Below are 23,646 nucleotides of genomic sequence, written 5' to 3'. Positions count from 1 at the left end.
AAGCGACATGATCCAAGCCCTCTTGAAAACCACGTCGACATAATGGCTAATTTACTACCGGAGGCAAGATTTCCGTGATTTGACCGTCAACCTCTCAATACATCTAGACGATCATCACCGCTAACTTTTGAACTTCTTGACTATTTTTATAATGAAATGCTTCATTTCTGGTAACTTACTAAAACATTTTCCTCTCATGCCTTGCATCTCTCGGAAAATCATGCGCAATTTATTATGGAAACGCGCCTAGGGAGGCGAGTCGAATGCGCCGCTGGTCAAGGATCGCCGTTTCCGCCCTGCTGTTTTCGACCTTTATGCAAGCGTCGTCCGCTCACGCACAGGAGGAGGCGGTCACCCCCGACCGGACGGAGCAATGGTTCGCCGAAGCACGGGCGCAGGTGGCTGCCGGCAACCTGCCCGGCGCAGTCGCGGCGCTGGAACGCGTTCTGCTTGCCAATCCATCGCTTGCCAACATCAGGCTGGAACTGGCGCTCCTCTACCTCCGGCTCGGCAATGCCGAACTCGCCCAATCCTATCTGGAGGCGGTGGTCGACGCGCCCGACGTACCGCAGCCCGCCCGCATCCGCGCGCGCGGCGCACTAGCGCAGGCCCGGGGCGAAAGACGGCGCCTGTCCGCATCCGGCATCCTTCAGGTCGGCGCACAATATCAAAGCAATCCCAATGGCTCGCCCGCCGCGATCAGCATCGTCGGCCCCGGCGGGGTGCCGGTGATCCTCGACGGCAGCCAGCTGTCGATCCGGCCGGACGGAGATGCCTCCGGATCGGTAAGCGGGAGCCTCGAACTGCGCTACGACCTCGGCAGCCAGCGTGGACACGACCTCGTCGCCAACATCTCCGGCGGCTACAGCGGCTATGCCGAGCTGAGCGCCATCGACGCACTCTACGTCTCCGGCCAGATCGGGCCGCGCCTCTTCCTGGGGCCAGCGACCGCACCAGACGGGTTCGTGCGGCCATTCGGATCGGCAACCTATCTGGCCCTGGGACAGGACAGCTATTTCCACGCGGTGGGCGGGGGCATCAGCGCAAGCCGGCAGCTTTCGCTCTTCACGGCTCTCTCCGCCCGCGCCAGCTACGAGCGGCGCGACTATCAGAATTCCGATCGGCGTCCCACAGCCAGCGAGCAGACCGGCAATTATTATGGCGGAAGCGTCGACCTCGGCTGGCAGGTGCGGCCTCGTACCCGCCTCACGATTGGCGGACTGTACGAGCGCGCCGACGCGCGCCGGGATTATTGGAGCCGCGACAGCTTCGGAGGCTCGGCTGGCATCGATCAGGTGCTGGGGGGCACGGCCCGGCCGGTCTTCGCCAGCCTGACCTTCGGCTATCGACGCTCCGTCTACGATGCGCCGGACCCGCTGGTGGACCTGACGGCGCGTCGCAGGGAAAACCGATACGAGCTGAGCGCTGCCGCGGCGGTCCCAGTCCTGCACGCCCTGACGGTCGAGCTGCGCGGGCAGCAGATATGGAACCCGTCCGCGCTGCCCAATTATGACTACACCAATACCGTCGGGTCGCTGGGCATCAGCTATCGGTTCTGAACGAGGAAGCACGCCATGTCGTCACGTCTCGATCCTTGCCCCGGCATCAGCTTTGCGCTCGCGCTCGGCCTCATCCTGACGGCAGGCGTTACGCCGGCCTCTGCCCGACCGCCGGGTCATCTGACGCTCGGCGAAGCGAGCGACCGGGTCATCGAAACGGGCACAGGCGAGACGCAGGAAATCATCCTTGCCGATGGCGGATCGGTGTTGATCGGACCGCAGTCGCGTCTCATCATCCGGCGCTTTCGGTGGAGTGCGGCGCAGGATTCGGGCGAACTCGACATCGTGCTGGATCGGGGGGCGACCCGGATCATCGGCGGTGCGCTGAACCGCCACCATCCTATCGCCATCTCGGCTGGCGCCGCCGTCCTGCAACTGGCCAATGGCGCGGCGTTCGTATCAAACGATGCCACCGGGATCCGCGCCGTCCTCCAGTTCGGCGGCACGCTCGCGGTCAATGCCGCTGGACGTGCCGTCATTGTCGAGCGGCCGGGTTTCGCAGTATCAGTGACGGGCACACAGATTTCGGAGCCGCGTCGCCAGCAACTCGCCGAGGCCCGCACCGACAGCGGCCGGCTCAACTCCGCGTTCACGATGACGGTGGCCGACCACATGGCGCAGGACGCACAGACGAAGCCGCGTTACGACCGGCCAGACGAAGGTGCGGGAACTCGGGGCGAAAGCCTTGCGCTCGTCCCCCAACTCACCCCGATCGCGTTCGACACCCGTCCCGCCGCGCTTTCCGGGAGCGGGGACCTTCAGCTCGGCCTCGCCTCTCTCGGCGCGGCATCAGCCAACGGCTCGGCGAACACTGCCGACAGTCCGGACGACATCCTGCTAGTGCAGGACCGCGTGCAGGGCATCGTGCAGGATGATCCCTATGCGGCGTTCCGCGACCGGAACAGCACGACGAGCCGCCTACTGCCGACCGCATCGCTGGATTATGCGGCTGCGACGGGGGGCGCCGCGCCCACATTCGGACCGCAGGACAGCAGCCTCGTCTATCTGTTCTCCTCGGGCCTGCGCGAAATACTGGGGATCGACGGGATCGAACAACTTGCCGCCGACAATAATCTTTTCGTCCGGGTAACGCCGGAGCAGATCAACGGCAGCGGCGCCTTCCCCACCTCCATCCAGATTTTCGGCGAGACCTACACGGCCAATGCGACCGGCACCCAATACACGGCCGGCGGAAAGACCATACTGCGCGACACGAGCGAAATTACGCCCTTCTATAAGCTGGTTCCGACCGTGCCGACACGCGACCGCTATTTCTCCGGCCTGTTCGTCGTCACCACATCCGGCGCCGTCAGGCTAGGCAGCAACGGCCAGTTCGTCAGCGACCAGATCGTATTGCCGCGCAGCATCTTCGGAGCCGCCGACACGGTCACCACCGGCACGGCGGGGCCCAGCGCGGCGCGGGCCTTCCAGTCTTTCGATCAGGCGAAATTCGACAGCTTCGCCGCTACCGGCTTCGCAAGCTACGAGGAGGCGATGCAGTCGCTGATCGCTTTCGTCGACGGGAATATCTTCGTCGATCCGGTGGAAATCGCCAGCGGCACCGGTTTCACGGCCGCGCAGCAGGTTCGGGTCGCGACCGTACAGTCCGGCTTTTTCCTGCCAGAAGACCCGCTGGAGCGCGGCGGACGTGCCGTAGACAATTTCCTGTTCGCGCAAATCCAGGACGCCGACGGCCGGTCCATCGTCTACGCTACCGGCGATGTCGGCACACTGCCGGCGGGCACATCGCTACCGGCCAGCATCGACAGCTTCGTGGTGGCGCGGGGCCTTTTCGATGGTAGCGACCTCACGGGATCGGACTCCTTGGCGGTGCCCTTCCGCGCCTTCCTGCCGGATGCCAGCACGGCCGGGCTGCCGCTATCACAAATCGCGCAGACGAGCCTGCTGGTCGCCAATCCTGCGATCAGCGCCGGCGCGACCAGCCAGTCGCGCCTGTTCCATGCCGATCTCGGGCTCTCGCAGGACGGCCTCATATCGACCGTATCCGCGACATTCGGTACGATCGAGTATACTCCCGAAGGCCTCCCCGACCGACGCCCCGATCCCGACGCCAACATCAACGACGACCCGACGATCGGCATCGTGCCCGCAGACCACATCGACGATCCGCGGACGCAAGTAACGCTCACCGGTCGTACGCTGGGATCAACACGGGGAAGCAGCGGCGGAGCGACGCTATTCTCCAGCCCCCTGCAGGCGACCGCAATAGGCGGCGGACGGTTGTGGCACAGCGACACCGGCGATACGCTGCGACCGGGCCGGGCAGGCTATCTGGTGATTGAAAACAGCAGCACCGCAGCGAACGGCACGACGACGATCGGCGGCCTCTCCTCCACGCTGGGCACCTCGGTGGACGATGGCTTCGGCTATTTGCGGCTGGCGGCGGGTGTTCGCAGCATAGCGGATACCGACCGGATCGGCACCGCGCCGAGCGACAGCTTCGTGGGCCGGGTGGCCGGCGTGATCGAGCGGGAGGATAGCGCAGGTGCCATCTCCGCCGCGCCTTATCTCAGCACCATCGCCCTTTCGCTCGACGCTGCCGCGAATACGGTCGGTGCGCAGATCGGGGACGCGGCGGACCCTCTGGCCCTCACCCTGGGCACTCGCGGCACAGTCGCTGGTGACAGCGCCTATATCGACGCTTCCCGCTATGGCGCGGCGACGACAGAAGGAGCGCCGGCAGCGGCTATCATCGCGGGCGACGCGGTGAAGGGGGGACTTGGCGAGGCGGGTGCGGCGATCAGGACGTACCAGCATCTGCAGTGGGGGTTCTTCTTCGGCGATGTGGCGATACCCGGCACGGCGCGGGCGCATACGGCCCTCTCCTCGTGGGTGGCCGGCAAGCCCTACACGGGGCCGAGCTGCGCGACGGGCGCGGCGTCTGCCGACTGCGGAATCCGGGGAAGCGCGCAATATGCTGGTCATGCGATCGGCGCCGTGCTCAACGGTAACTCCGGCATTCGACAGGTGGTCGGCAGCTTCACTCAGAGCTGGAACCTCGATGCGCGTACCGGCTCCATGGCGCTATCATTCGACCAGGCAAATTACGGCGTCGCCCGATTGGCTGTCACGGGCCAGAGCCGCCTGACCTACGAAGGGCAGTCCGACCGGGTTGCGGCAGGAGGCGAGGATCGGCAGGCGCGGATCGCGGGCGAGTTGGTCGACGTTCAGCAGTCGGTCCCCCACGGCAGCATCGGCACGTTCGAGATCCGTAGTGCGTCCGGCGCCTATCAGGCGAACGGCACCTTCGGTGGGGACCGCGCCAACTAGGCGCATCCGCGTGCGAAGAGGTGCGGCCGAAAAGATGCGAACCCTCAACTCGTGGCTCGCGCTGCTCGCTGCGGTCCTTGCCAGCGTCCCTGCCGGCGCCGCGCAAGATCCGGCGGCGGAAATCCGCGCCGCCCGCAGCCTGGCGTCTCAGTGCAAATATGCGGACGCGGGCGAGCGGCTCGTCCGGCTTCTGGGGCGCCGCCGTCTGTCGCCGGATCTTGCGCTGCTGGCGCGCCAGGATGCGGCGACCTTCGCCAATGAGCGGCTCGACCATGACGAAGCGGAGCGGCAGGCCGGAGCTGCGCTGGACCTCGCCGCCGCCCGCTATGGCGCTGATAGTGCGGCGTGGGCGCAGGTTGCCCAGAACATGGCGGTGGCACTGGCCCAACTCGGGAAGCGCGAAGAGGCGGCAGCGCTCTACGCGCGCATCCTGCCGCCGCTACGGTTGCCGGAGCGCGAGGCGCCGCTGCTGGCCGCCCTCCTGTCCGCGGCCGAGTTCGAGCGGGGACGTGGCCATGGAGCGGACGCGCGCGCATTGCTGACCGAGGCGGCAACGCTAACGCCGCTGTCAAGCATCCCCTCCGCACTGCGCCTGACCGGCTGGATGCGGATCGCGGAGGCAGACCGCCGCGCGCTCGATCTCGGCGGCGCGCGAGCGGCGCTGGCGGCCGCCGCGCAAGTGGCCCACGAGACGAATGCCAGCGCCCCACGCCTGGCGCTTATCCGATCGGGCGTCGCGCTGGAAGCCGGCGCATTGCGGGAGGCCCTCGACCTGGTTACACCGCTGAGCACCCTGCCCGCGGACCGATGCGACCCACTGCTGGCCGCCGACGTCGCGCAGCGGCTGGGTACCATCCACATGCTGCGCCGGGAGGTGCCCGAGGCCGAAGCCGCGTTCGGCCGCGCAGCGGCGGCGCTCGCGCCTTTCGGCGACCGGCATGATGGCCGCACCCGCGACATCTTCTACGGCATGGCGGTCACTGCCCGCTTCGCGCGTAATTTCGCCCGGTCCGCCGATCTGTTCGACCGCGCGACCGCCGAAAGCATGGCGATGACCGGCTCGAACAGCAGCGCGGTTGCGCAGGTGACGATCGAAAAGGCGCTGATGCTGAGCGAAGCCGGCCAACATGCATCGGCGATGGCGGCCGCGCGCAAGGGACTTTCGATATCGGAGAGCACGGGCGAAAGCGAGCCGCTCAACCTTGCCTATGCTTATGCCTCGCTAGGGTTGGTGGCCGAGGCGGCCGGCGACCATGCAACGGCGGAACAGCATCTGCGCATGGCTCTCATCGCGTTCGAGAAGACGCGCGGAGCGTCGTTCGACCTGACACCCGGACTGATCGCCCTGGGGGACATCGCGCTGGCCAATGGACGGCTGGCCGAGGCAGAAGCGCGATACGCCCGCGCACTCGCCATTCAGGAGGAAGCGGGCGGCGGCGCGTCGCTCGCCCTAGGCGTCACCTATGCTCGCCTTGCCCGTCTTGCGGAAGCGCGGGGCGACGGAAAGGCCCTGTCAGAAAGCGGGCAAGCGGTCGATGTCATCCTTCACCGTCTCGCCATCGGAGAGGCGCAGCCATGGAGCGATGCGCTGGCGGAGCGGCGCGCGGCGCGCGCCATCCTCGTCGACCATCTGCGGCTGTTGGCCGCCGCGAAGCCGGCGGGCACGCTTCTGCGCGATCAAAATATAGTAACGGCCGCACTCACGGCGATGCAAGCCGCCAACACCACGAGGGCCGGCACGGCCATCGCGCAGATGGCATCCCGCCTGGGCCAGAGCGACGGCCGCAACGCCGCCCTGCTGCGCGAGCGCAGCGACCTGATGCTCGAGTGGCGCGGCGTGCAGGACAATCTGATCGCGGACCTAGGTTCCGGCAGCCGTTCCGAAGGTGCGTTCCGGCAAAAAGAGCGCAGCGAGCGGCAGGCAGTAATCGCGCAACGGATTGGCGCGATCGACACCGAACTCTCCCGCAGCGATCCAAAGCTGCTGCTACTTGTCCGCTCGCCCAGTGTGGAACTGGCGCAGATCACGAACGCCATCAGGCCGCGCGAGGCTATGGTGGCGCTGATCGTCGGCGACCGCGAAACATACATGCTTGCCGTCACGCCAACCGATGCCGCTCTTGTCCGCACCGGCCTGGGAGATGCAGACGCCCGGCGTATCGTCGACCGCCTTCGAAGCGGCCTCGATCCCCAGCATTGGCAGGCCGCGGGCCCGCCCAGTTTCGATGCCGGTGCGGCATTTCTGCTCTACCGCTCTCTGCTTGCTCCGTTGGAGCCCGTGTTGCGCACTGCTGACACCCTGCTGCTAGTATCGGATGCGCCGCTCTCCAGCCTGCCCTTGTCGGTTTTGTTGACGGCACCGCCGCCAGCAGCGCCGAAGACCTCGAAGGACTATGCCGCCCTCCCTTGGCTGGTGCGGCGGTTCGCGCTAGTCGAGTTTCCCTCGGTCGCCTCGATCCCGCAGACGAAGGCAGTCGAGCGCCAGCCTGGCCCCCATATGACGATGCTGGGCGTCGGCGACCCGCTCTTTCGTCGCCCCGGTCCCACGGTCAGCATTACGACCGCAAAGGCTGTGCAACTCGCCCCGCTGCCCGACACCCGTCGCGAACTTCACGCCATGGCCGATGCACTGGGGCGGGGGGATGCGACGCTGCTTCTGGGTCGCCGCGCATCCGAACCGCGCGTGCGCGCCATGAACCTTAGCGGCTTTGCCCTGCTTGCCTTTGCAACCCATGGATTGGTGGCAGGACAGATTGCAGGTGATGCAGAGCCCGCGCTGGCGCTCACATCCCCGCGCACGCCCAGCGAGCGCGATGACGGTTTCCTGAGTGCCAGCGAGATCGCGCGGCTCCGCCTCGACAGCGACTGGGTCATTCTCTCCGCCTGCAACACTGCCGCCGCGGACGGCGCCGGGGCAGAGCCACTCTCGGGTCTGGCCAAAGCGTTTTTCTATGCCGGTGCCCGGTCTCTGCTCGTTTCTCACTGGCCCGTGGAGACAGGGGCGGCCGCCGACCTTGTCACTGCTGCCGTGCGCGGCGCGCTGAGCACCGGGAGCCGGGCACAAGGACTGCGCCTGTCGATGCTCCAGATGGCAGGCGACGCGTCATCGATCCGTTCTCATCCGCTATTCTGGGCGCCGTTCGCCCTTGTCGGCCGATGACCCGCTTAACCGCTGCTAACTGACCCTCAAGCTTCGGCCCGGTCATCTGGAACTGAAGTAAGCCCTGCGCCAGCAACAGGCACCATCATGGCCGGTCGAACGTCCTCTCAACCGCGATACGGAAAGGAAACCGGCGCTTCACCTGCGCAGCGCCCGGAGCAAGACCGGCCCGCGCCAACACATCGGCCCATTCGCCGGGCCGCATCGAGCGCGCGATGGAAAGCTGCCCGTCCTCGCGGACGATGCGGTGCACGCCCATGACGCGGGCAAGCAGAGGGAAGCCGTGATAAGCAAAGCCATGCCGATGCAGGTCGCAGATCATCCAGCCGCGCCGCGCCATCTGCTCCATATGCTGCAGGAAACGGGTGAGTTGCGCGTCGCTCATGTGATGAGCGACCTGGCTACTCACGATGAAGTCAAAGGGACCGCACTGGTCTGCGTAGTCCCCAGTGACATAGGTGATGCCCATGCCCTCCGGCGTCGCCGCGCACGCCAGGTTCTCGCTCGCGGGGTTGAGGTCGACGCCCACCAGCCTTGCCGCGATACCGCGACGGGCAGCCCAGCGGGCGACTTCGCGCAAGATATCGCCATAGCCGAAACCTACGTCCAGCATGCTGAATTCACGCGCATCGCCGATCGCACGCGCAACAAACGACAACGCCGGGCGCGCCGTGAAGGTCCAACGGTTGACCCGCGCCAGATCGCGCAGGACCTGCCCATAGACATCGACGTCGAGATCGGCTGCATCCATCTGCTCCTCACGATGCGACCTGACCGAAAGGTCCATCACGGCGCTATTATCGAGCGGGTGCTAGCTAGGCGGCAGCTGCTCATGGCCGGTCTCCTCTTCCTTGTCGACGGATGCGATCGCGCAACTTCCGGGCGCTTCCACCATGACACCAACCGGCTTTTGGAAGAAGCGAATACGGCGCGCTTGCGGATATCACGCAAAGCGCGCAACCCCATAAGGCACAGTGGAAGCGGAGGGATTCGATGAAGTGCGTTAGCATTGCCGTGGCTTTCACTCTGGCAACGCTGCGCGCTTCCTCCACACATGCCGCGCAGGCGGCCTTGCCGGACCGCTGGCAGACCGGCCGAGACATCGACACCTCCCATCCGCCGCAGCGCCGCCGCGCATTACTGGGCATCCCAAACCTTTCCGGTTTTTCGCCGGAGGGGGATGGCTGGCCGGGCGGGCGAGCATACGAGCCCAAGTCAGGCCGCGGTTATCGCGCCAGCTATCGGCTCGGCGCCAATGGCACGCTGGACGTAACCGACTGCGTTTTGCTGTTTTTCCGCACCCGCCAGCGGGCCTGCCCGACCATGGAGAATCACCGATGAACCCCGACGATCTCACCGCATTGATCGCGAAAGAGACCGGCCTGCCGGTGGAACGTCTGCTTCCGCAGGCCACGCTGGAGACGCTCGACATTTCTTCGATCGACCTCGTCAGCATGCTTTTCGAACTGGAGGACCAGTACGGCATCGAAATCCAGCCCGAGGAACTCACGCGCGAAATGACGTTGCAACAATTGTTCGACCGCATCGGCGTCGCCTCGTCGCAATGACCGCACCTCGCGTGTTGGTAACCGGCATGGGCTGCGTAAGCGGGCTCGGCCGCGGTGTTGCAGCGAACTGGAGGCGCGCGCGAAGCAGCGACGGTGCAATCCGCGCCCTGGCATCGCCGGCAACGGCCGGAATCGCGGCATGGACGCAAGAACCGCCCGGCGATGAAGTGCGCTTTCCCGGCGTGGAAGCGGACCGGCTGCGCCGGCTGGGCCGGCTCGACCCGCTATCCGCCTTCGCCTTGGAGGCAGCGATCGAAGCAGTGGCCGACGCGGGCCTCGGCGGCCATCCCTCGCTCGCACACCGGACGGCGATCCTGGTCGGCTGCGGTAGCGGCGGCAATGCGACGATAGAAACCGCCTACGAACGTTTGTTCGCGCATGGGCAGCCCAAGGTCCACCCACAGACCATCCCCAGTTCGATGATCGCAGCACCCGCCGCGCACCTTTCCATGCTGCTGGGCGTTCACGGCGCGGCCTTCACACTATCTAGCGCCTGCGCCTCGTCAGCCCATGCACTGGGCGAAGCGATGCACATGATTCGCGCCGGCCGCGCCGACGTCGTGATCGCCGGTGGCAGCGAGGCTTGTCTCACGCTCGGATCGTTGACCGGGTGGAGATCGCTGGGGGTGTTGGCGTCCGACACCTGCCGCCCCTTCTCACGAGATCGCAAGGGCATGGTGCTGGGCGAAGGAGCGGCCATTCTGGTGTTGGAAAGCGAAGACCATGCCCTTGCACGCGGCGCCCGTATCCTCGGCGAACTGGCGGGCTATGGCCTGTCGAGCGACGCCGGCCACATGACCGCGCCCGACGTGGCGGGCATCGCCGCCGCCATCCTCGCCGCGCACGAAGACGCAGGCCTCGCGCTCGATGAGCCCATCCTCTATTCATCGCACGGCACCGGAACCGCGCTCAACGATCCGGCCGAAACCGCCGCCTTGCACCGGGTCTATGGCGCTTCCCTTTCCCGGCACCGCGTAATCGCCACCAAGTCCGCGCATGGTCACATGATCGGCGCGACCGGCGCGATGGAGTTTTTGCTCGGGTTACTGGCCCTGCGCGAGGGTGCTCCGCCGCCGATCCTCAACCACCTTGGGCCCGATCCCGATTGCGATCTGCCATTAGTTTTGGAATCCCAGACGTTCGAGCCCGATGCACTCGTATCCGCCAGCATCGCCTTCGGCGGCCTCAACGCCGTACTGATAGGACGCCGCGCATGACCACTACGATCGCCCGCATCAATCGCATCGGCACCGCCAACCCTCCATTCGAGGTGCATGACGCTTTCGTACGCTTCGTGGCATCCGGCTTGCCCGACGCCCGCTCGCGCCATGTGTTCGAGCGTATGGCCGCACGCTCAGGTATCGCCCGGCGTTATTCCTTTCTCGAACCGCTGACGCTTGACGACGGCACCGTCACCGACGTCGAGGGTTTCTACGGAACCGGTTCCTGGCCCTCCACCGGGCAGCGTATGACCCGTTATGAGCGGGATGCGCCGAAGCTTGCGCTCGATGCCATTGCCGCTCTAGGGGGCGACATCGGATCGCAGGGCATCACTCACCTGATCGTCGCCTCATGCACCGGATTCATGGCGCCGGGCCTCGACCAGACGATCATCGCACGGGCCGGGCTAAACCCCGGCGTGGAGCGCACCGTAGTGGGCTTCATGGGCTGCTATGCCGCCGTCACCGCACTCCGCTCGGCGCATCACATTATCCGCTCCGAGCCGGAAGCCCGCGTCCTGGTCGTGACGGTGGAGCTATGTACCATTCACTTCCAGCGTAGCGGCAATCTCGCCAGCCTGCTCGCCATGCTGCTGTTCGGAGATGGCGCGGCAGCCGCGCTGGTGACGTCCGACGGCGGTGGCATCGCGTTGCAGGATTTCCGCTCTGCGGCGATTCCCGGCACTGCCGATGCAATAACGTGGGGCATTGGCGACCAGGGTTTCGACATGCACCTCGGCGGTGAAGTGCCCACCCGGATCGCCAAGGCTCTCGCCGCGGAATCCGCGCGCAACGACGACGGCGGCCTGCTGCGCGGATCAGCGGTGGATGATTTCACGCTTTTCGCGGTTCATGCAGGCGGACGTACCGTGCTCGATGCCGTCGAGCATGGGCTGGGCCTCGGCGCCGATGCACTGGCGCCGTCCCGGGCAGTGCTCCACGATAGCGGCAACATGTCGTCGTCTACACTAATGTTCATACTTGCGCGGATGCTGGCCGGGCAGGCACGCGGCCCTGGGCTTGCGCTGGCTTTCGGGCCCGGCATGGCTGCAGAGAGCTTCCGCTTCATGCTGGAAGATTGAGGTGACCGATGCCCTCGTCATTGGCGCGGGGCTCGCAGGCAGTGCTGCCGCCTGCCTGCTGGCACGCGGCGGAATGAGCGTGCGGTTGCTGGAACGGGAAAGCGCTGCGCACCACAAAGTCTGCGGAGAGTTCCTGTCGGTCGAGGCGGTCGCGCACCTAAGACAACTCGGCGTCGATCCCAAGGCCCTTGGCGCTATGCCGATCACGCGCATCCGGCTGCTCTGCGGAACGATTAAAGCCGAAGCGCCCCTTCCTTTCGGTGCACTGGGCCTAAGCCGTCATGCTCTGGACGAAGTGCTGCTCGGCCGCGCCGAGGCAGCCGGTGTGCAGGTGGAACGCGGTGTTCGGGTGCTGGAATTGGGCGACAGATCCGTGCGGACCAGCCACGGCGACCGGACCGGCCGCCATCTACTGCTCGCGACGGGAAAGCTGTCGGTCCGGAAGCCCGACGGTGCATTGCCACGACGTGCAGCAGAAAGCTTCGTCGGATTCAAGATGCACTACCGCCTCGCACCGGGCGCTGTCTGCGATCTGGCTGGAACGATCGTACTGGCCTTGCTCGAAGACGGCTATGCCGGGCTGCAGATGATCGAGGGGGGCCGCGCGAACCTATGTCTCGTGCTGCGGCGCAACCGGCTGGCCCTCATCGGCGGCGACTGGAACGGCGTGCGTAGCTGGCTCGGCGAAAGTCCCGGCCTGCGCGGCCTGCTGGCTGATGCGGAACCCCTGTTCGAGCGCCCGGTGACAATCGCCAACCTCACCTACGGCCTGCCCTCGCTCGTCGACGAAGGCCACGTTCTGCGCCTTGGCGACCAATGGGCGATGACCGCCTCGCTAACCGGAGACGGCATGGCAATAGCATTACGGAGCGCCTTCCTTGCGGCGCAGTGCGTAATGGCTGGAGATGCGCGCAGCTATCCCGCGCAAATCGCTGCCGAGGCACGGGGGCAGGTTGGGCGCGCAATGCTACTGCAGAACGCGCTGCATCACCCGCGGATGCGGTGGGCCGGGGTCCGGCTGGCCCGGTTGTACCCGCCGCTCCTCACCCACGCGGCACGGGCAACGCGGCTGCCCGAATGGGAGCCGCGCGGTAACTTGATATAATACCTTAAAACTGGGTCGTTTTGAGCTGGATTTTTTCGCGGACCGGCTCCTGGTTGGGATGAGCGAAGGAACATGAAAGCATCCCAATTCTCAGACGCGCGAAAAGCGTTCATCTGAAACAAAGTACCGACGGCATTCCCGTGGCCACATTGCCGCAAGGCCATGCTCAGGAAAATCGGCGAGCGCACCGTCGGCGGCCTGTGGGGCCTCATCGGCAAGTTCATCGACATCTTCCAGTCGACCGAATACGCCAATTACTTCAGCTCTTGCGGATATGACCCCAAGTGATCGGAAAACGCTCCATGGGCATTTGCACCAAACAAACGCAGAATTTGTCCACGCTGCCTGGAAAGGTCCGTCCCGGAATTACTTATCCATTTATAGCGTGAACTGGCAGCTGCCGAAGTTCCATATTTCGCTCAAGCAAATGAGCATCCTGAAGAATACCCCCGGCACCACCCTCACCCCGGGCACTCAGGAACGCCCGCACCCTGCGCTCGATCCAATGGTATGAGTGCGCAAAGACAATACCAACCCCGATTGCGAGATTAAGAGCAATCCACGGTCTCGGCCCGTGAAATACCCGCATAACCAACGACCAGACCTGACAATGGCTGAGATACATGAACATCGACGAACCGGCGACCTCGGATATCATCAACTTTGCCGTAGAGGGCAACCTTATCGAGGTCCCAAAAAGCAACAACGCCGAACCACCGCATATGTAAGCGCTGGCGGAAGTAAAACCATGATGGTCTACAACAGCAATGCTCACGACTACCATGGCGAGAACACGGCTTTGCATATCACGCGCACTTGCCATCAACATGCCAGCGGCGACTGTCCAAAAATACCAGATGGGCGTGCGATGGTAGAGGTAGTTCGTATCCCAGACTTTCTCAACCAGCCCGCTTACGACCGTTGCGGAAACCAGAAGGACGATGCAGAAAACCATGGGTTTATTTTTCAGAATTTTTCGCAAGGCCGGAAACGACATTATCGCCGCCACCACGAGAATCAGCTGAATGTATATTTCGGCAAAATAATAGTACGCGACATGATATTGATGCGGGTCAAACCAGTTCGATATCAACAGCAATGGTTTCAACTCGAAAGTTCTGGACCAAAGCTGCATTACGATGATTACCATTACGGTTGGAATCGCCACACTCAAAGCCGTACCAAATATCGTACCGACTTTGCCGGTGCGGCTTATTTCCGGCCACTGGAAGCGCATGATACTGTAACCGCAAAGCATGAACAGGAAATATGCGGCCCCCCAATTCTTGCTATAAACGAACGTATCAAAGTGCAGAGCAACTATACAAATCATGAAGAATGCGCGCGTCAATACGGCAGCATCCAGGCTGGGCCAGCCTCCCCTTACGCCGGTCCCCGCACTGTTTTCCAACTGGTCGATCGTCAGAGATTCCCATCCCCCCGGGAGAGCGCCAAAGCGCCCCTCAAACCCAAGCGAAAACTGAATGTAGCTGAGGGAATCGCCCCCCATGCTTTCAAAGCTGTCACTTCGGCGGATACGCCGCCCGGGGAAAAATTCCCGGAAGAAGGCCTGTACGTCGCACCGGCCCGCTTCCGCCGCCGGTTCCACCGCGGCGTCAAAGGCGGCGGCTTTGCCCCTCTCGACAAATTCCTCAGTCAGGAGGCGACGCATTGGCTTGCCGGTCGCGGTCCGCGGAATCGCCGGGATGACCCTGACGTGCAACGCACCTCCCACAACTACCCCGAACTCCTTCAGGGCCTCTACCGAAACCGACTGAAGCCGATCGACAGTAAGATCAGGCGCTTCTGTCGCAACCAGAATGCCTTCGCCACGAAGCGCGTCGGGCACCTTTGCCACAGCTATCTTGCCGCCTTGTCCCAAGAGCTGACCGATGCGCGCCTCAAGCATGTCCGGATTGATCTTTATACCACCTGTATTGATCAGGTCGTCCGCTCTGCCATCGTAGTAAAGATAGCCATCTTCCACGCGGCCAAGGTCACCTGTTTCCAGCCAACCGTCAGTGTCGCAAAGCGCCAGCAACCCATCATCATCCACCCGCCATCGCGCAACGTGCGGGCCGCGAATACGGATGCGCCCCTCGGCCGATATCGCAACCTCTGTCGCACCGACGGGAGTGCCGACTGACTCCAGAAGCTCATCGGGAACTTCCGAGATCTGCAGGAAAGTGCTGCGGGAGGCTTCCGTCAGACCATAGTGCTGAATTATCCGAGCGTTGGGGAAAAGCTCGCGAATCCCGCGCTTCTCAGCGCCGGTCATGTATTGCGAACCGATTTCCAGCCAACGCAGATTCTTGCCCGCATCGGCGATAACGGCGCTCGCCCTAAGCAATATCCGCAGAAGCGTAGGAACCGCAGACAAGGCGTTGACCTCACCCGAACTCAGCATTCGCGAAAGCTCGAGCGGGTCGAAACCTCGGGGCGGGAGATATGACCTACCTCCTACCGCACTGACTGCGCGTATACGACCAATGCCAAAACTATAGGTGACAGGGACGCCAACATACTCACGCACGTCGGATGTCAGCCCCATCTGATTGATGATCCGCTCGGCCGCGTCCGTGATATTTGCGTAAGTCAGGACAATGCCTTTAGGCTTTCCTTCTGTTCCCGAAGTATAGGTGACCTGAGCGGGCAGATCGTCACGGATCAGTGGATGACTTTCAACAAACCATCCGCCCCCTTCATCAGGGTTTATACAACTTTCAACGTCCAGGCCTGCAAGCGCATTCGTGAAATTCTCATCGGGAACATTTACAAATGGCTTACGCGCCTCATTAAGCGCAAAAACGCTGTCTAGATAAGATAGCGAATTGCGCATAACGAGCGCTACGGATGTCAACTTTTGTTGCCGCACTATGGAGCCCCGCGTTGATCGCCACTTAAGCGATTTCGATGAATACGGCACGAATCAGCCATGTAGACAAAGCGGGACCATGCAGTACGGCGAAGAATATTTCTGCTCATGATCTCAAGCAAGTAGTGAGAAATGCCCACAGAGAAGCTTGGTCGAAAGATCGGGTCTCGTGGACCGGCCCAGAATATGAGGGGCCTGTCGGAGGTGCGCTAATTTGGCTGATAAGGCATCGGCAACGGCCGATTGGAACATCTGCCGGTTTCCTCGAACTGCTGATCCAGGGCGTTATATGGAGATGGGATGGTACGACCGAACCGATGCCCCGCGTTGGCTACCGAATTCATGCCGCCATTGAATAGGCTCTAAATTTTCGGATGCCTTCAATCCTGATTTTGATGACAGGAAGCGATGGAGCAGATTGCGCACGGCCTAACGCTCCCGCTTTTGATGCAGCGCCGCGAGTGAAGTTTGCGATCGCTGCATTGCTGCTCTTACGGCATGCCTGGCCGTGGCGCTTCCGTCACGCACGGACCACATGTGACTTCCAGGATCGCACCGTCAAACCGCGCGATCCAATACCAGGATCAAGATCGGCCGTCCTTGAGGAAGCAAGATCAGTTCGGCAATGGGCCTGCTTCATTCGAAGCCCCATTGAGAAATAGGCGAGTGCGGTACAGAATCTGGCGGTCGTAATCGTCAGGTGACATCTGGTTCCACAACGTCAGCTGCACCGACCCTTCCACGACAAGGATCAGGAACGAAGCGGCAGCGTCACGCGCATCGGGAACGGATGGAGCACCCGGCCGCAGACGTCGTTCCAGCAGGTCGGAGATATAACCGATCGTCGGTTCGGCGGTACGTTCCCAGAGATAGCGGGCAATTTCAGGGCTGCGAAATACTTCTGTATTTGCGATCCGCACCAGCCGCATCCCTGAATCTTTTTTGATATTGGAAACCCACAGGCGAGCGACGGCAACGAGTGTTGCCTCGAGGTCGTCGCATTCCTGCGCGCGCAGACGGTCTACCGGGATGATCCATTGGTCGATCGCGCGCTGCAGGGCCGCCTTGAACAGGGTGTCCTTGTCGCCGTAGCGCGAATAGATGGTCTTGCGGGCCATACCGACTTCGGCACAGATCATGTCGATCGTCGTCGCATCGAAGCCCTTGTCCAGAAACAAGTCGAGAGAGCGATCGAGCAGCTCCTCGTTGCGCTGCTCGATCATCTCACGCGTCGGGCGCCCCGGCCTCCGGCCATCCGTGCGCGGTTCGCGTTGCGGCTTGCCATCAAAGAGGTGTGTGGGCTTTTTCGCTTCCATGCTGCTGGACTAGAGGACCCGCGGGCAGGCTGTCACCCCGCAATGTTAACGTCTGCATAGCTGGCGAGCATCGCGGGATCGGGTAGCGCCATCTGGAGATAGATGTCGAGGTGGCGTATCTTGCCCAAGTCGTCGAACTCGTAGACCGAGAGCGAATTGACCTCATTTTTCGCGCCGCCCATCACCGTGCGCTCCTCCAGTTCGAGGAGAACCAGGTTGCCGATTTCCGTCACGCGCTTGAACGAGCATTCCCAATCTGCGGCGGGCGCCCAGTCAACGAGGAAGTTTCGGTAGGTTTGCCAGTCCATCACTTCCTTGAAGTTTCCGATGCGCTCAAAAGTCGGGATATTCAGAAAGGCGCCCAGCTCATCCCACCGAACGGGATCGAAGCCAGCATTCTTGGACGCGTCAATGAGCGCCTTGATCGTTTCGCCGTAATCGAGCGCCTTGCGCGTAAGGCCGGTATAATTGCCGATCACATCGGCCATTTCATACATCGTCATTGCAGGGTCTCCATTCAGGCGGACTGGCGGGCAAGATAGCGATCGAGGACGGTGTGGAACCGGGCGATGCTCAGTTCTTCGCGGATTAGCGACATGTGGCCGAGGCCGGAATTACGCAGCCCCTTCTGCTGGCGCGGCATCTGTTCGTAATCCTGCTGCAGCGCCAGGAAGTAGGGATAGCTATTCGGTTCTGTCACTTCGATTGGCTCGGCACGGTACTGAGTACGCACTGCCGGGGGCAGCCACATGTAGGCCGTGACGTGCCACACGCATTTGTTCGGATCGCCGCCTGGGTGTGGATAGGCCATGATCGTCGTTGCCTCGCCGGCGCGGATGGTCATGAAGAAGTTAGGGAACAGGAACCAGCCCTGGTTATCGCTCATCTGGTCATCGGTCAGGGCGCTGACATCGAGGCCTTTGCCCGTAAGCGTTTCTCGCGTGGCCTGCTGCAACAGCGTGCGCACCGTCACTCCTTCCGGGAAGGAGATGGCGCTCGACGGATCGCGGTATGCATTCACCAACTCCTCGAAGCGCGGCAGGACTTCGGCGACGGTCGGAAATGTGCCGGGCAGGTTGCGGATGCCTTCCACCTGCGCGTCCAGGCCGCACTCGGCGGTTTGTTTCACTTCGAAGGGCGATACGGCCATGCCGTGATCGCCAAAGAAGCCGTGGCGGCTGTTGCCGGCTTCCAGGTCGATCACCGAGAGCAGTTCAGGATGAACGCCGATGATATGATATCCTTCGGAGAAGGCATCGATCACGACCTTCCAGTTACAATCAAGGGCCTCCCGGACGTCCATGCCGACCGGCGTCATCTCGTCGAGCCTGTAGGCCGCAAGGCGTTCCATCACTTCCTCGCCCAGGAACTCGGCCAGCGGCTTGGTGTCCTTGTTGGGGGTGAGGAAGATGAAACCCGCGAAAGCCTCGACCGGCACTTCCACCAGGCCGTGATCACCCTTGTCGATGTCGCCGACAAGATCCGGCCGGGCGACGGCGATCAGCTTACCGTCGAGCCCGTAGGTCCAGAGGTGATAAGGGCAAGTGAAGCGGCCTGCGTGCCCCTTTTTCTCGGTACACAGAATGTTGCCCCGGTGACGGCAGGCATTGACGAAACCGCGCAGCACACCGTCGCGGCCGCGCACGATGACGTAGGACTGGTCGAACAGGGTGTAGAGCTTCCAGTCGCCACTATCTGGCAGTTCGTCCGCCCGCCCGACGATCTGCCATACTTTGCTCCATATGGTTTCGCGTTCGAGATCCTGGATTTCGGGCGAAGTATAACGGTCGGTCCCGATCCGCCAATTCAAGGCGGAAAAGTCGATGTCGGCAAACGGCCGGACGCCAGTCTGTTCATTCATGTGAACCTCTCCCTGGTTCGTGATTTCCACCCTTTTATGATACATAGCGTATCGCTACAATAGGAAATATGTAGGATCATTCTCTTATTTGACGGCGCAGCTTCACCTATTTGCCGGCCAACGGTGCGCGGCGGCTATTGCGGGAATCGTCGGAAAGCGAAAAGTCGCGGTGAACCAGCCGGCATCGGCATCCGGCCGGCTTTCATCTTATGATTTCAGCTTCAACATCAATCCACGAAACGCACATCGCGAAGCGCGATTCGCTCGTCCCTTGAGGCCCCGACACTCTCTTCAATGCGCCTGTCTTTCAGACGGCTACTATTCATGCCTCGGCCTGCGAAGTACGGAGCATGAGCAATCCGTCACTCCTCCATGCCAGGGATGTCCCAGCTTTGCCCGGCGTCCATCGCGCGAAAGCGATCGGCCGCTATGCCATTTCGTCGCAGCGCCTCGCCGAGGCGAACCGGCGCATCTCCGATGGCTTCAGCGCCAAGTTCGAAAGTCCCCCAATGCACCGCCAGGGCATGGGCCGGGCGCAGGATACGGAAGGCGTCGACGGCCTGGTCCGGGTCCATGTGGTTACCTGTCTGCGGCGAGGTCAGCTTGTAGGGGGCGATCGGCAGTAGTGCGAGCCGGATCGGTCGGCCTTCGCGGGCGACCTCGCTCGCCCAGGCCATCTTGCCGTCACCGGAATCGCCAGCGAAGTAGACATCGCCGCCCGGAAGCTCGACGCGAAAGCCGCACCACAGCGCGCGGTCGATATCGTCGTACCAATGGGCACTCCAGTGATGGGCGCGCGTGATTTCGATCGCGATACCCGGACGATAGGGAATCGACTGACCCCAGTCGCCCGCCGTGGCCTTCAGCCCATGTTCCGCAAGCAGGGTATCGTTCCCCAGACCGGTGACGATCAACGGATGATCGCGCCGCTCGATCTCCTTGAGCGCGCCGATATCGAGGTGATCGTAATGGTTGTGGCTGATCAGGACGATATCGATCGGCGGCAGGTCGGTCAGTTTCACGCCCGGCTCCCGGACGCGCTTGGGGCCGACGAACGGCAGCGGGGAATCACGCCAGGCCCAGACCGGATCGATGAGGATATTGACACCCTGCGTCTGCACCAGCGTCGTCGCATGCCCGATCCAGGTGACCAGCATACGCCCGCCTTCCACGCGGAGCGGCGGTACGGTCTGAACCACCGGAACAGACGAGGGCCAGGTGTGATGCCCCCCACGTCCTTCGGCAATGCGCAGGAACGTGCCGACACCGTCACGTTTCCCACCGCCGCTGCCCTGCTCGCCTTCAGGGTTGAAGAAATGCGCCCCATCGAAGTGATCGGACTTCGGTCCGTGGTAATAGACCCGCGAGGCCGGTGTCCGGTTGCGATCGAGGCACCCGGACAATCCAAGTATGGACAGGGTGGCGATCGGTACAAGTATCGCCTTGGCCGACCGACAGTATGCTGCCGCCATCATCGGAAGGTATAGGCGATGCCAACGGCTCCGCTCCACTGGTTCGCGCTACCGACGTCGGCCACGATCGGCGAGCGGCGGTAGGCGCCTAGCAACCGCTGGTAACCGCCGGTGGCGAATATGCCGAGTCCATGGGTCAGGTTGCCGGTCAGAGAATGCAGCACCATCATGCTGACATTCCAGTCCTTCCACCCAGCCTTGTCCGCACCGGTATAGACCGGCAGCCCGCTGGCAAGGCTGCCAGCGTCGTCGATGCCGTAGTAGTAGTTGCCAAACCCCTTGCCGACATAATCCGCGGAGCCTGAGAACGACACGAAGGCATGTTCGGAAAGCGGAGTATCATAATCGATTTCAGGGCTCAGCACGTAACTGGAATGCGCCTTCGCAACATCGTACTGATACGAAAGGCTGGCGGAGAAAGTGTCGTAAGCGCTGGTGATCACCCCGGTCCGCTGGACACCGATCGAACCGCCCAGTTCGACTGCGGTGTTCAGTTTGCCCAGCGCGCGAACCGCACTGTCGCCGATCCTGCTCGTACGGTCGAGCCGCAGCGCTGCCAGCGGGCCAAGCTCCAGCTTCCAGCCGGGTTTTCCACTGGAGGGCACCGCGTCGACGTATATCGCCGTTCCCATCGTGTTGAAACTGATGCCGGAAACCTGCCCCTGTACTGCGGCCATGGGAATGACAGTCGACTTGTCGGACCCCACGTAAGTGGGCGTCGACGCCACACCGACACCGACGGAAATCCGGTCCCCGCCGACTTTTAGATCGTCCGGCCGCCCCGAAACATCTTGCGCCTGCGCCAGGCCGCAGAATGAGATGGCTGCTGGAGCAAGTATCAGCGGCGCCATCCACTTTCGTGCATGCCTACCTGCCCACGGATACGCTAACGCGGCCATAGCCTTCTCCATCCCTGTTTTTACTTGGAGTGCCTCAAGTAACTTCAAAATACAAACTCCGGTGCCCGGTCATCGGGAATTGAGTCTGCTGCCCGTCGCAGCTACCAGCAGACCGCCGCGATAGGGGGCAGATGACCACGCAGATAGCGACGGGTGCGACTGCTGGCGTTCACCAGAAAAGGGTGCTCTGCCCCTTCAAGCAAAGGAAGATCATCGAGGCTGTCGCTGTAGGCGAAAGACCAGCCGCTGCCGTAGCCAGCTTCTGCGAGAGCCGCGCACTTGCGGCGATTCCGGCAGTGATCGGCAAGCACCCAGCCCCCCGCCCTGCGCTCCAGCCGCGAGCCGAGCGTGACCACCCTTATCCCCAGATGCCCGACGATCGCCTGCGCGAGCGGCAGCGGCGCAGCGGTCACCACCACGATCCTGTCGCCTTCTGCGACATGGCACTTCAGACGGGCAATGGCACCTTGGCGGCAGGCCGTAGCCTTGCCGGCCCAAAGTTCATCCGCGAAGGCTGCGAACGAGCGATGCAACCCGGCCTCGTCCATGCCGAAGCTGGCCACCCAAAGCAGCATCGATCCGGCGACCTTCCGGCACTGCGGCACGGCAAGGAGCGGCAAGGCGAGCACTGCCACCATGCCCGAAACAAGCCAGCGCAGCGGCGAGCGACGCAGGCGCACGGCGATCCACCGGGCCGTGGAATCGTGGGTCAGGATCGTGCCGTCGAGGTCGAACATGGCACACCGTCCCTCCTGCATTGCAGGTATCCCCGCGCCCTGAACCATTTCGCGAAAGTCGATATCGGCGTGCACCATGGCATTCATCCTTCGCACCGCTGCGGTGAAAGCAGCGATGGCGACACGATCCTCGCACGGTGTGGGCTACCGGGCAGTGGCCGCCCGATGAAATCCGCGTAATCACGCACGCACAATTACGGCGTTTCAAGCGCCGACTCTGCCGCTGCGCTCCAGCTTGCCTCAACCGACCCAGCCACACACCATACGAAGGACATCGATCTGAGTCTGGGCCAGCCTTACTGCATCACGCTGATCACGGCATCGACCAGGCTGACGACCAGCGCGAGGTCGATTGGCACGGCGAAGAAGACGCAGATTCTGGCAGACCAAGGCCCGTCTATCGTAGCGAATAGGGGCGAAGATTCTTATTCAAAATCAGCTTAAATCCGAAACGGATAAGAATGTTGGAGGTATATGCCGAAGGCATATCTTCGGACAACCCGCTCAGTTGCTTTGAGCCGCCAAGGTAACCTGAAGTTGCCCGAGTTGCTCGGCCATGGCCCGCTGCCCATCGAGCAGGATTGAAATCTGCGCCGCTACTTCCTGGTCCAGCTTGTCCTGGATCCGCATGATCTCCAGTTCGGCGCGCAAGTTCACCTCGTAGTCGATGCTGGCGGCCAGCCTGTCGATGGAGGCCTGACGGTTCTGGCTCATCATGATGATCGGCGCCTGCACGGCTGCCAGCATCGAAAGCATCAGATTGAGGAAGATGTAGGGGTAGGGATCGAAGGCCAGGTGCCAGTGCCCCAGAACATCGGTGTTGAGCACCATCCATCCGAACAGGACGACCCCGAACGAAATGATGAAACCCCAGGAACCGCCTATACCGGCGACCTTGTCCGACAGCCTGTCGCCGAACGACGCGCGCTGATCGGCGATATCGGCAGCGTCCTGGCTCGTCGGATTCTGGTTCTGAATGTCCTCAAGGACATTCTGCTCCTCGGTATCGAGAGCATCGGGTTGTTTCCCGAGCAGGGACTGGGCAAGGTACCTGATATCCGCCTTGGTCATGGCTTCTGCCTCCATAACGCCATCGCAGTCGTTCTGTCTCCTAGGGCATTATGGGCAAACGATCCACGGCGGTTCGACGATAATGCCGAATGCAGCGCACACCTCTCCGGCGTTCGGCAGAACCTCGACCTACCAGCCGCTGTCGCTGCCCGATGCGCCATCGTCCCACGAACTGTCGTTGGAGATGCCGAAGTCCGCTCCGCCCATGTCCTGATTGACCCCGGGGTCATACTCGCTGCCAGCGCCCGCCCTGCGTTCGCCGCCGCCGAACATATGGTCGACAATCTCTTCGCCCGCCGCAAAGCCCGCGCCCAAGGTGACGATGCGGCGCGCCGCCCGTACCCAGCACGGAGTTCTGCGCCGCCGCCGCCGCCTTCTGGAAGCAAGCGGTCCCGCTCGTGACCATCGGCACGACAACGGAACTGGCCCG

18 protein-coding genes and 1 pseudogene are annotated in these 23,646 nt (G+C 62.9%); 9 read left to right on the top strand and 10 right to left on the bottom strand.

Translation table 11 applies throughout. The features are described from left to right. Positions 1-263: 263 nt before the first annotated feature. From GVL61_RS14465 to GVL61_RS14455, 3 genes are read left to right on the top strand one after another with little or no spacing between them, the layout of a single operon-like run. On the top strand, positions 264-1,559 hold the full coding sequence (locus tag GVL61_RS14465) for a tetratricopeptide repeat protein (RefSeq protein ID WP_159981307.1): 1,296 nt from the start codon (positions 264-266) through the stop codon (positions 1,557-1,559). 15 nt (positions 1,560-1,574) lie between these two features. Beyond that, positions 1,575-4,850, top strand: a complete 3,276-nt coding sequence (locus GVL61_RS14460; RefSeq protein ID WP_159981305.1) for a FecR domain-containing protein — start codon at positions 1,575-1,577, stop codon at positions 4,848-4,850. Between the two features lie 34 nt (positions 4,851-4,884). Further along, positions 4,885-8,010, top strand: coding sequence for a CHAT domain-containing tetratricopeptide repeat protein (locus tag GVL61_RS14455; RefSeq protein WP_159981303.1), 3,126 nt, complete (start codon positions 4,885-4,887; stop codon positions 8,008-8,010). Positions 8,011-8,095: 85 nt separating this feature from the next. Here the strand turns inward: GVL61_RS14455 and GVL61_RS14450 are convergent, their stop codons facing one another. Then, a complete protein-coding gene (locus GVL61_RS14450; RefSeq protein WP_159981301.1) occupies positions 8,096-8,761 on the bottom strand; it encodes a methyltransferase domain-containing protein in 666 nt (221 codons plus the stop codon). A 242-nt stretch (positions 8,762-9,003) separates the two neighbouring features. Here GVL61_RS14450 and GVL61_RS14445 point away from each other — a divergent pair, with 242 nt between their 5' ends. From GVL61_RS14445 to GVL61_RS14420, 6 genes and pseudogenes are all read left to right on the top strand, one after another. Further along, a complete protein-coding gene (locus GVL61_RS14445; RefSeq protein WP_159981299.1) occupies positions 9,004-9,351 on the top strand; it encodes a DUF2147 domain-containing protein in 348 nt (115 codons plus the stop codon). Beyond that, positions 9,348-9,578, top strand: a complete 231-nt coding sequence (locus GVL61_RS14440) for an acyl carrier protein (RefSeq protein ID WP_159981297.1) — start codon at positions 9,348-9,350, stop codon at positions 9,576-9,578. The genes GVL61_RS14445 and GVL61_RS14440 overlap by 4 nt, the downstream gene beginning before the upstream one ends. Beyond that, complete coding sequence (locus GVL61_RS14435; protein ID WP_159981295.1) at positions 9,575-10,795, top strand: beta-ketoacyl synthase; 1,221 nt, start codon at positions 9,575-9,577, stop codon at positions 10,793-10,795. The genes GVL61_RS14440 and GVL61_RS14435 overlap by 4 nt, the downstream gene beginning before the upstream one ends. Further along, positions 10,792-11,880: a type III polyketide synthase gene (locus tag GVL61_RS14430; RefSeq protein ID WP_159981293.1), complete on the top strand. Its 1,089-nt coding sequence runs from the start codon at positions 10,792-10,794 to the stop codon at positions 11,878-11,880. The genes GVL61_RS14435 and GVL61_RS14430 overlap by 4 nt, the downstream gene beginning before the upstream one ends. A 1-nt stretch (position 11,881) precedes the next feature. Beyond that, positions 11,882-12,985, top strand: coding sequence for an NAD(P)/FAD-dependent oxidoreductase (locus GVL61_RS14425; RefSeq protein ID WP_159981291.1), 1,104 nt, complete (start codon positions 11,882-11,884; stop codon positions 12,983-12,985). 156 nt (positions 12,986-13,141) lie between these two features. Beyond that, positions 13,142-13,273: pseudogene (locus GVL61_RS14420) on the top strand (IS630 family transposase); the annotation flags it as partial. An 82-nt stretch (positions 13,274-13,355) separates the two neighbouring features. On the opposite strand, the gene GVL61_RS14415 reads toward GVL61_RS14420, so the two are convergent. The 9 genes from GVL61_RS14415 to GVL61_RS14375 all read right to left on the bottom strand — a co-directional run bounded on the left by GVL61_RS14415 (position 13,356) and on the right by GVL61_RS14375 (position 23,531). Further along, positions 13,356-15,824 carry an AMP-binding protein gene (locus GVL61_RS14415; RefSeq protein ID WP_200844776.1) on the bottom strand — a complete coding sequence of 823 codons (2,469 nt, stop codon included), beginning with the start codon at positions 15,822-15,824 and terminating at the stop codon, positions 13,356-13,358. 650 nt (positions 15,825-16,474) lie between these two features. Further along, positions 16,475-17,176, bottom strand: coding sequence for a TetR/AcrR family transcriptional regulator (locus tag GVL61_RS14410; protein ID WP_159981287.1), 702 nt, complete (start codon positions 17,174-17,176; stop codon positions 16,475-16,477). Between the two features lie 32 nt (positions 17,177-17,208). Then, positions 17,209-17,664 carry a hypothetical protein gene (locus tag GVL61_RS14405; protein WP_200844775.1) on the bottom strand — a complete coding sequence of 152 codons (456 nt, stop codon included), beginning with the start codon at positions 17,662-17,664 and terminating at the stop codon, positions 17,209-17,211. A gap of 29 nt (positions 17,665-17,693) precedes the next feature. Beyond that, on the bottom strand, positions 17,694-19,037 hold the full coding sequence (locus GVL61_RS14400) for an SRPBCC family protein (RefSeq protein WP_159981283.1): 1,344 nt from the start codon (positions 19,035-19,037) through the stop codon (positions 17,694-17,696). A gap of 362 nt (positions 19,038-19,399) precedes the next feature. Next, complete coding sequence (locus GVL61_RS14395) at positions 19,400-20,512, bottom strand: MBL fold metallo-hydrolase (protein ID WP_235037703.1); 1,113 nt, start codon at positions 20,510-20,512, stop codon at positions 19,400-19,402. Further along, on the bottom strand, positions 20,509-21,360 hold the full coding sequence (locus GVL61_RS14390) for a MipA/OmpV family protein (RefSeq protein WP_159981281.1): 852 nt from the start codon (positions 21,358-21,360) through the stop codon (positions 20,509-20,511). The genes GVL61_RS14395 and GVL61_RS14390 overlap by 4 nt, the downstream gene beginning before the upstream one ends. Before the next feature lie 149 nt (positions 21,361-21,509). Next, positions 21,510-22,223, bottom strand: coding sequence for a haloacid dehalogenase-like hydrolase (locus GVL61_RS14385; RefSeq protein ID WP_235037702.1), 714 nt, complete (start codon positions 22,221-22,223; stop codon positions 21,510-21,512). A gap of 426 nt (positions 22,224-22,649) precedes the next feature. Further along, complete coding sequence (locus GVL61_RS14380; RefSeq protein WP_159981277.1) at positions 22,650-23,216, bottom strand: DUF1003 domain-containing protein; 567 nt, start codon at positions 23,214-23,216, stop codon at positions 22,650-22,652. Positions 23,217-23,345: 129 nt separating this feature from the next. Further along, positions 23,346-23,531, bottom strand: a complete 186-nt coding sequence (locus GVL61_RS14375; RefSeq protein ID WP_159981275.1) for a hypothetical protein — start codon at positions 23,529-23,531, stop codon at positions 23,346-23,348. Positions 23,532-23,646: the final 115 nt, after the last annotated feature.

Origin of the sequence: Novosphingobium sp. 18050 (assembly GCF_902706195.1) — a bacterium.
Classification (GTDB): Bacteria; Pseudomonadota; Alphaproteobacteria; order Sphingomonadales; family Sphingomonadaceae; genus Novosphingobium.
This window is presented reverse-complemented; position numbering and strand designations above follow the sequence as displayed.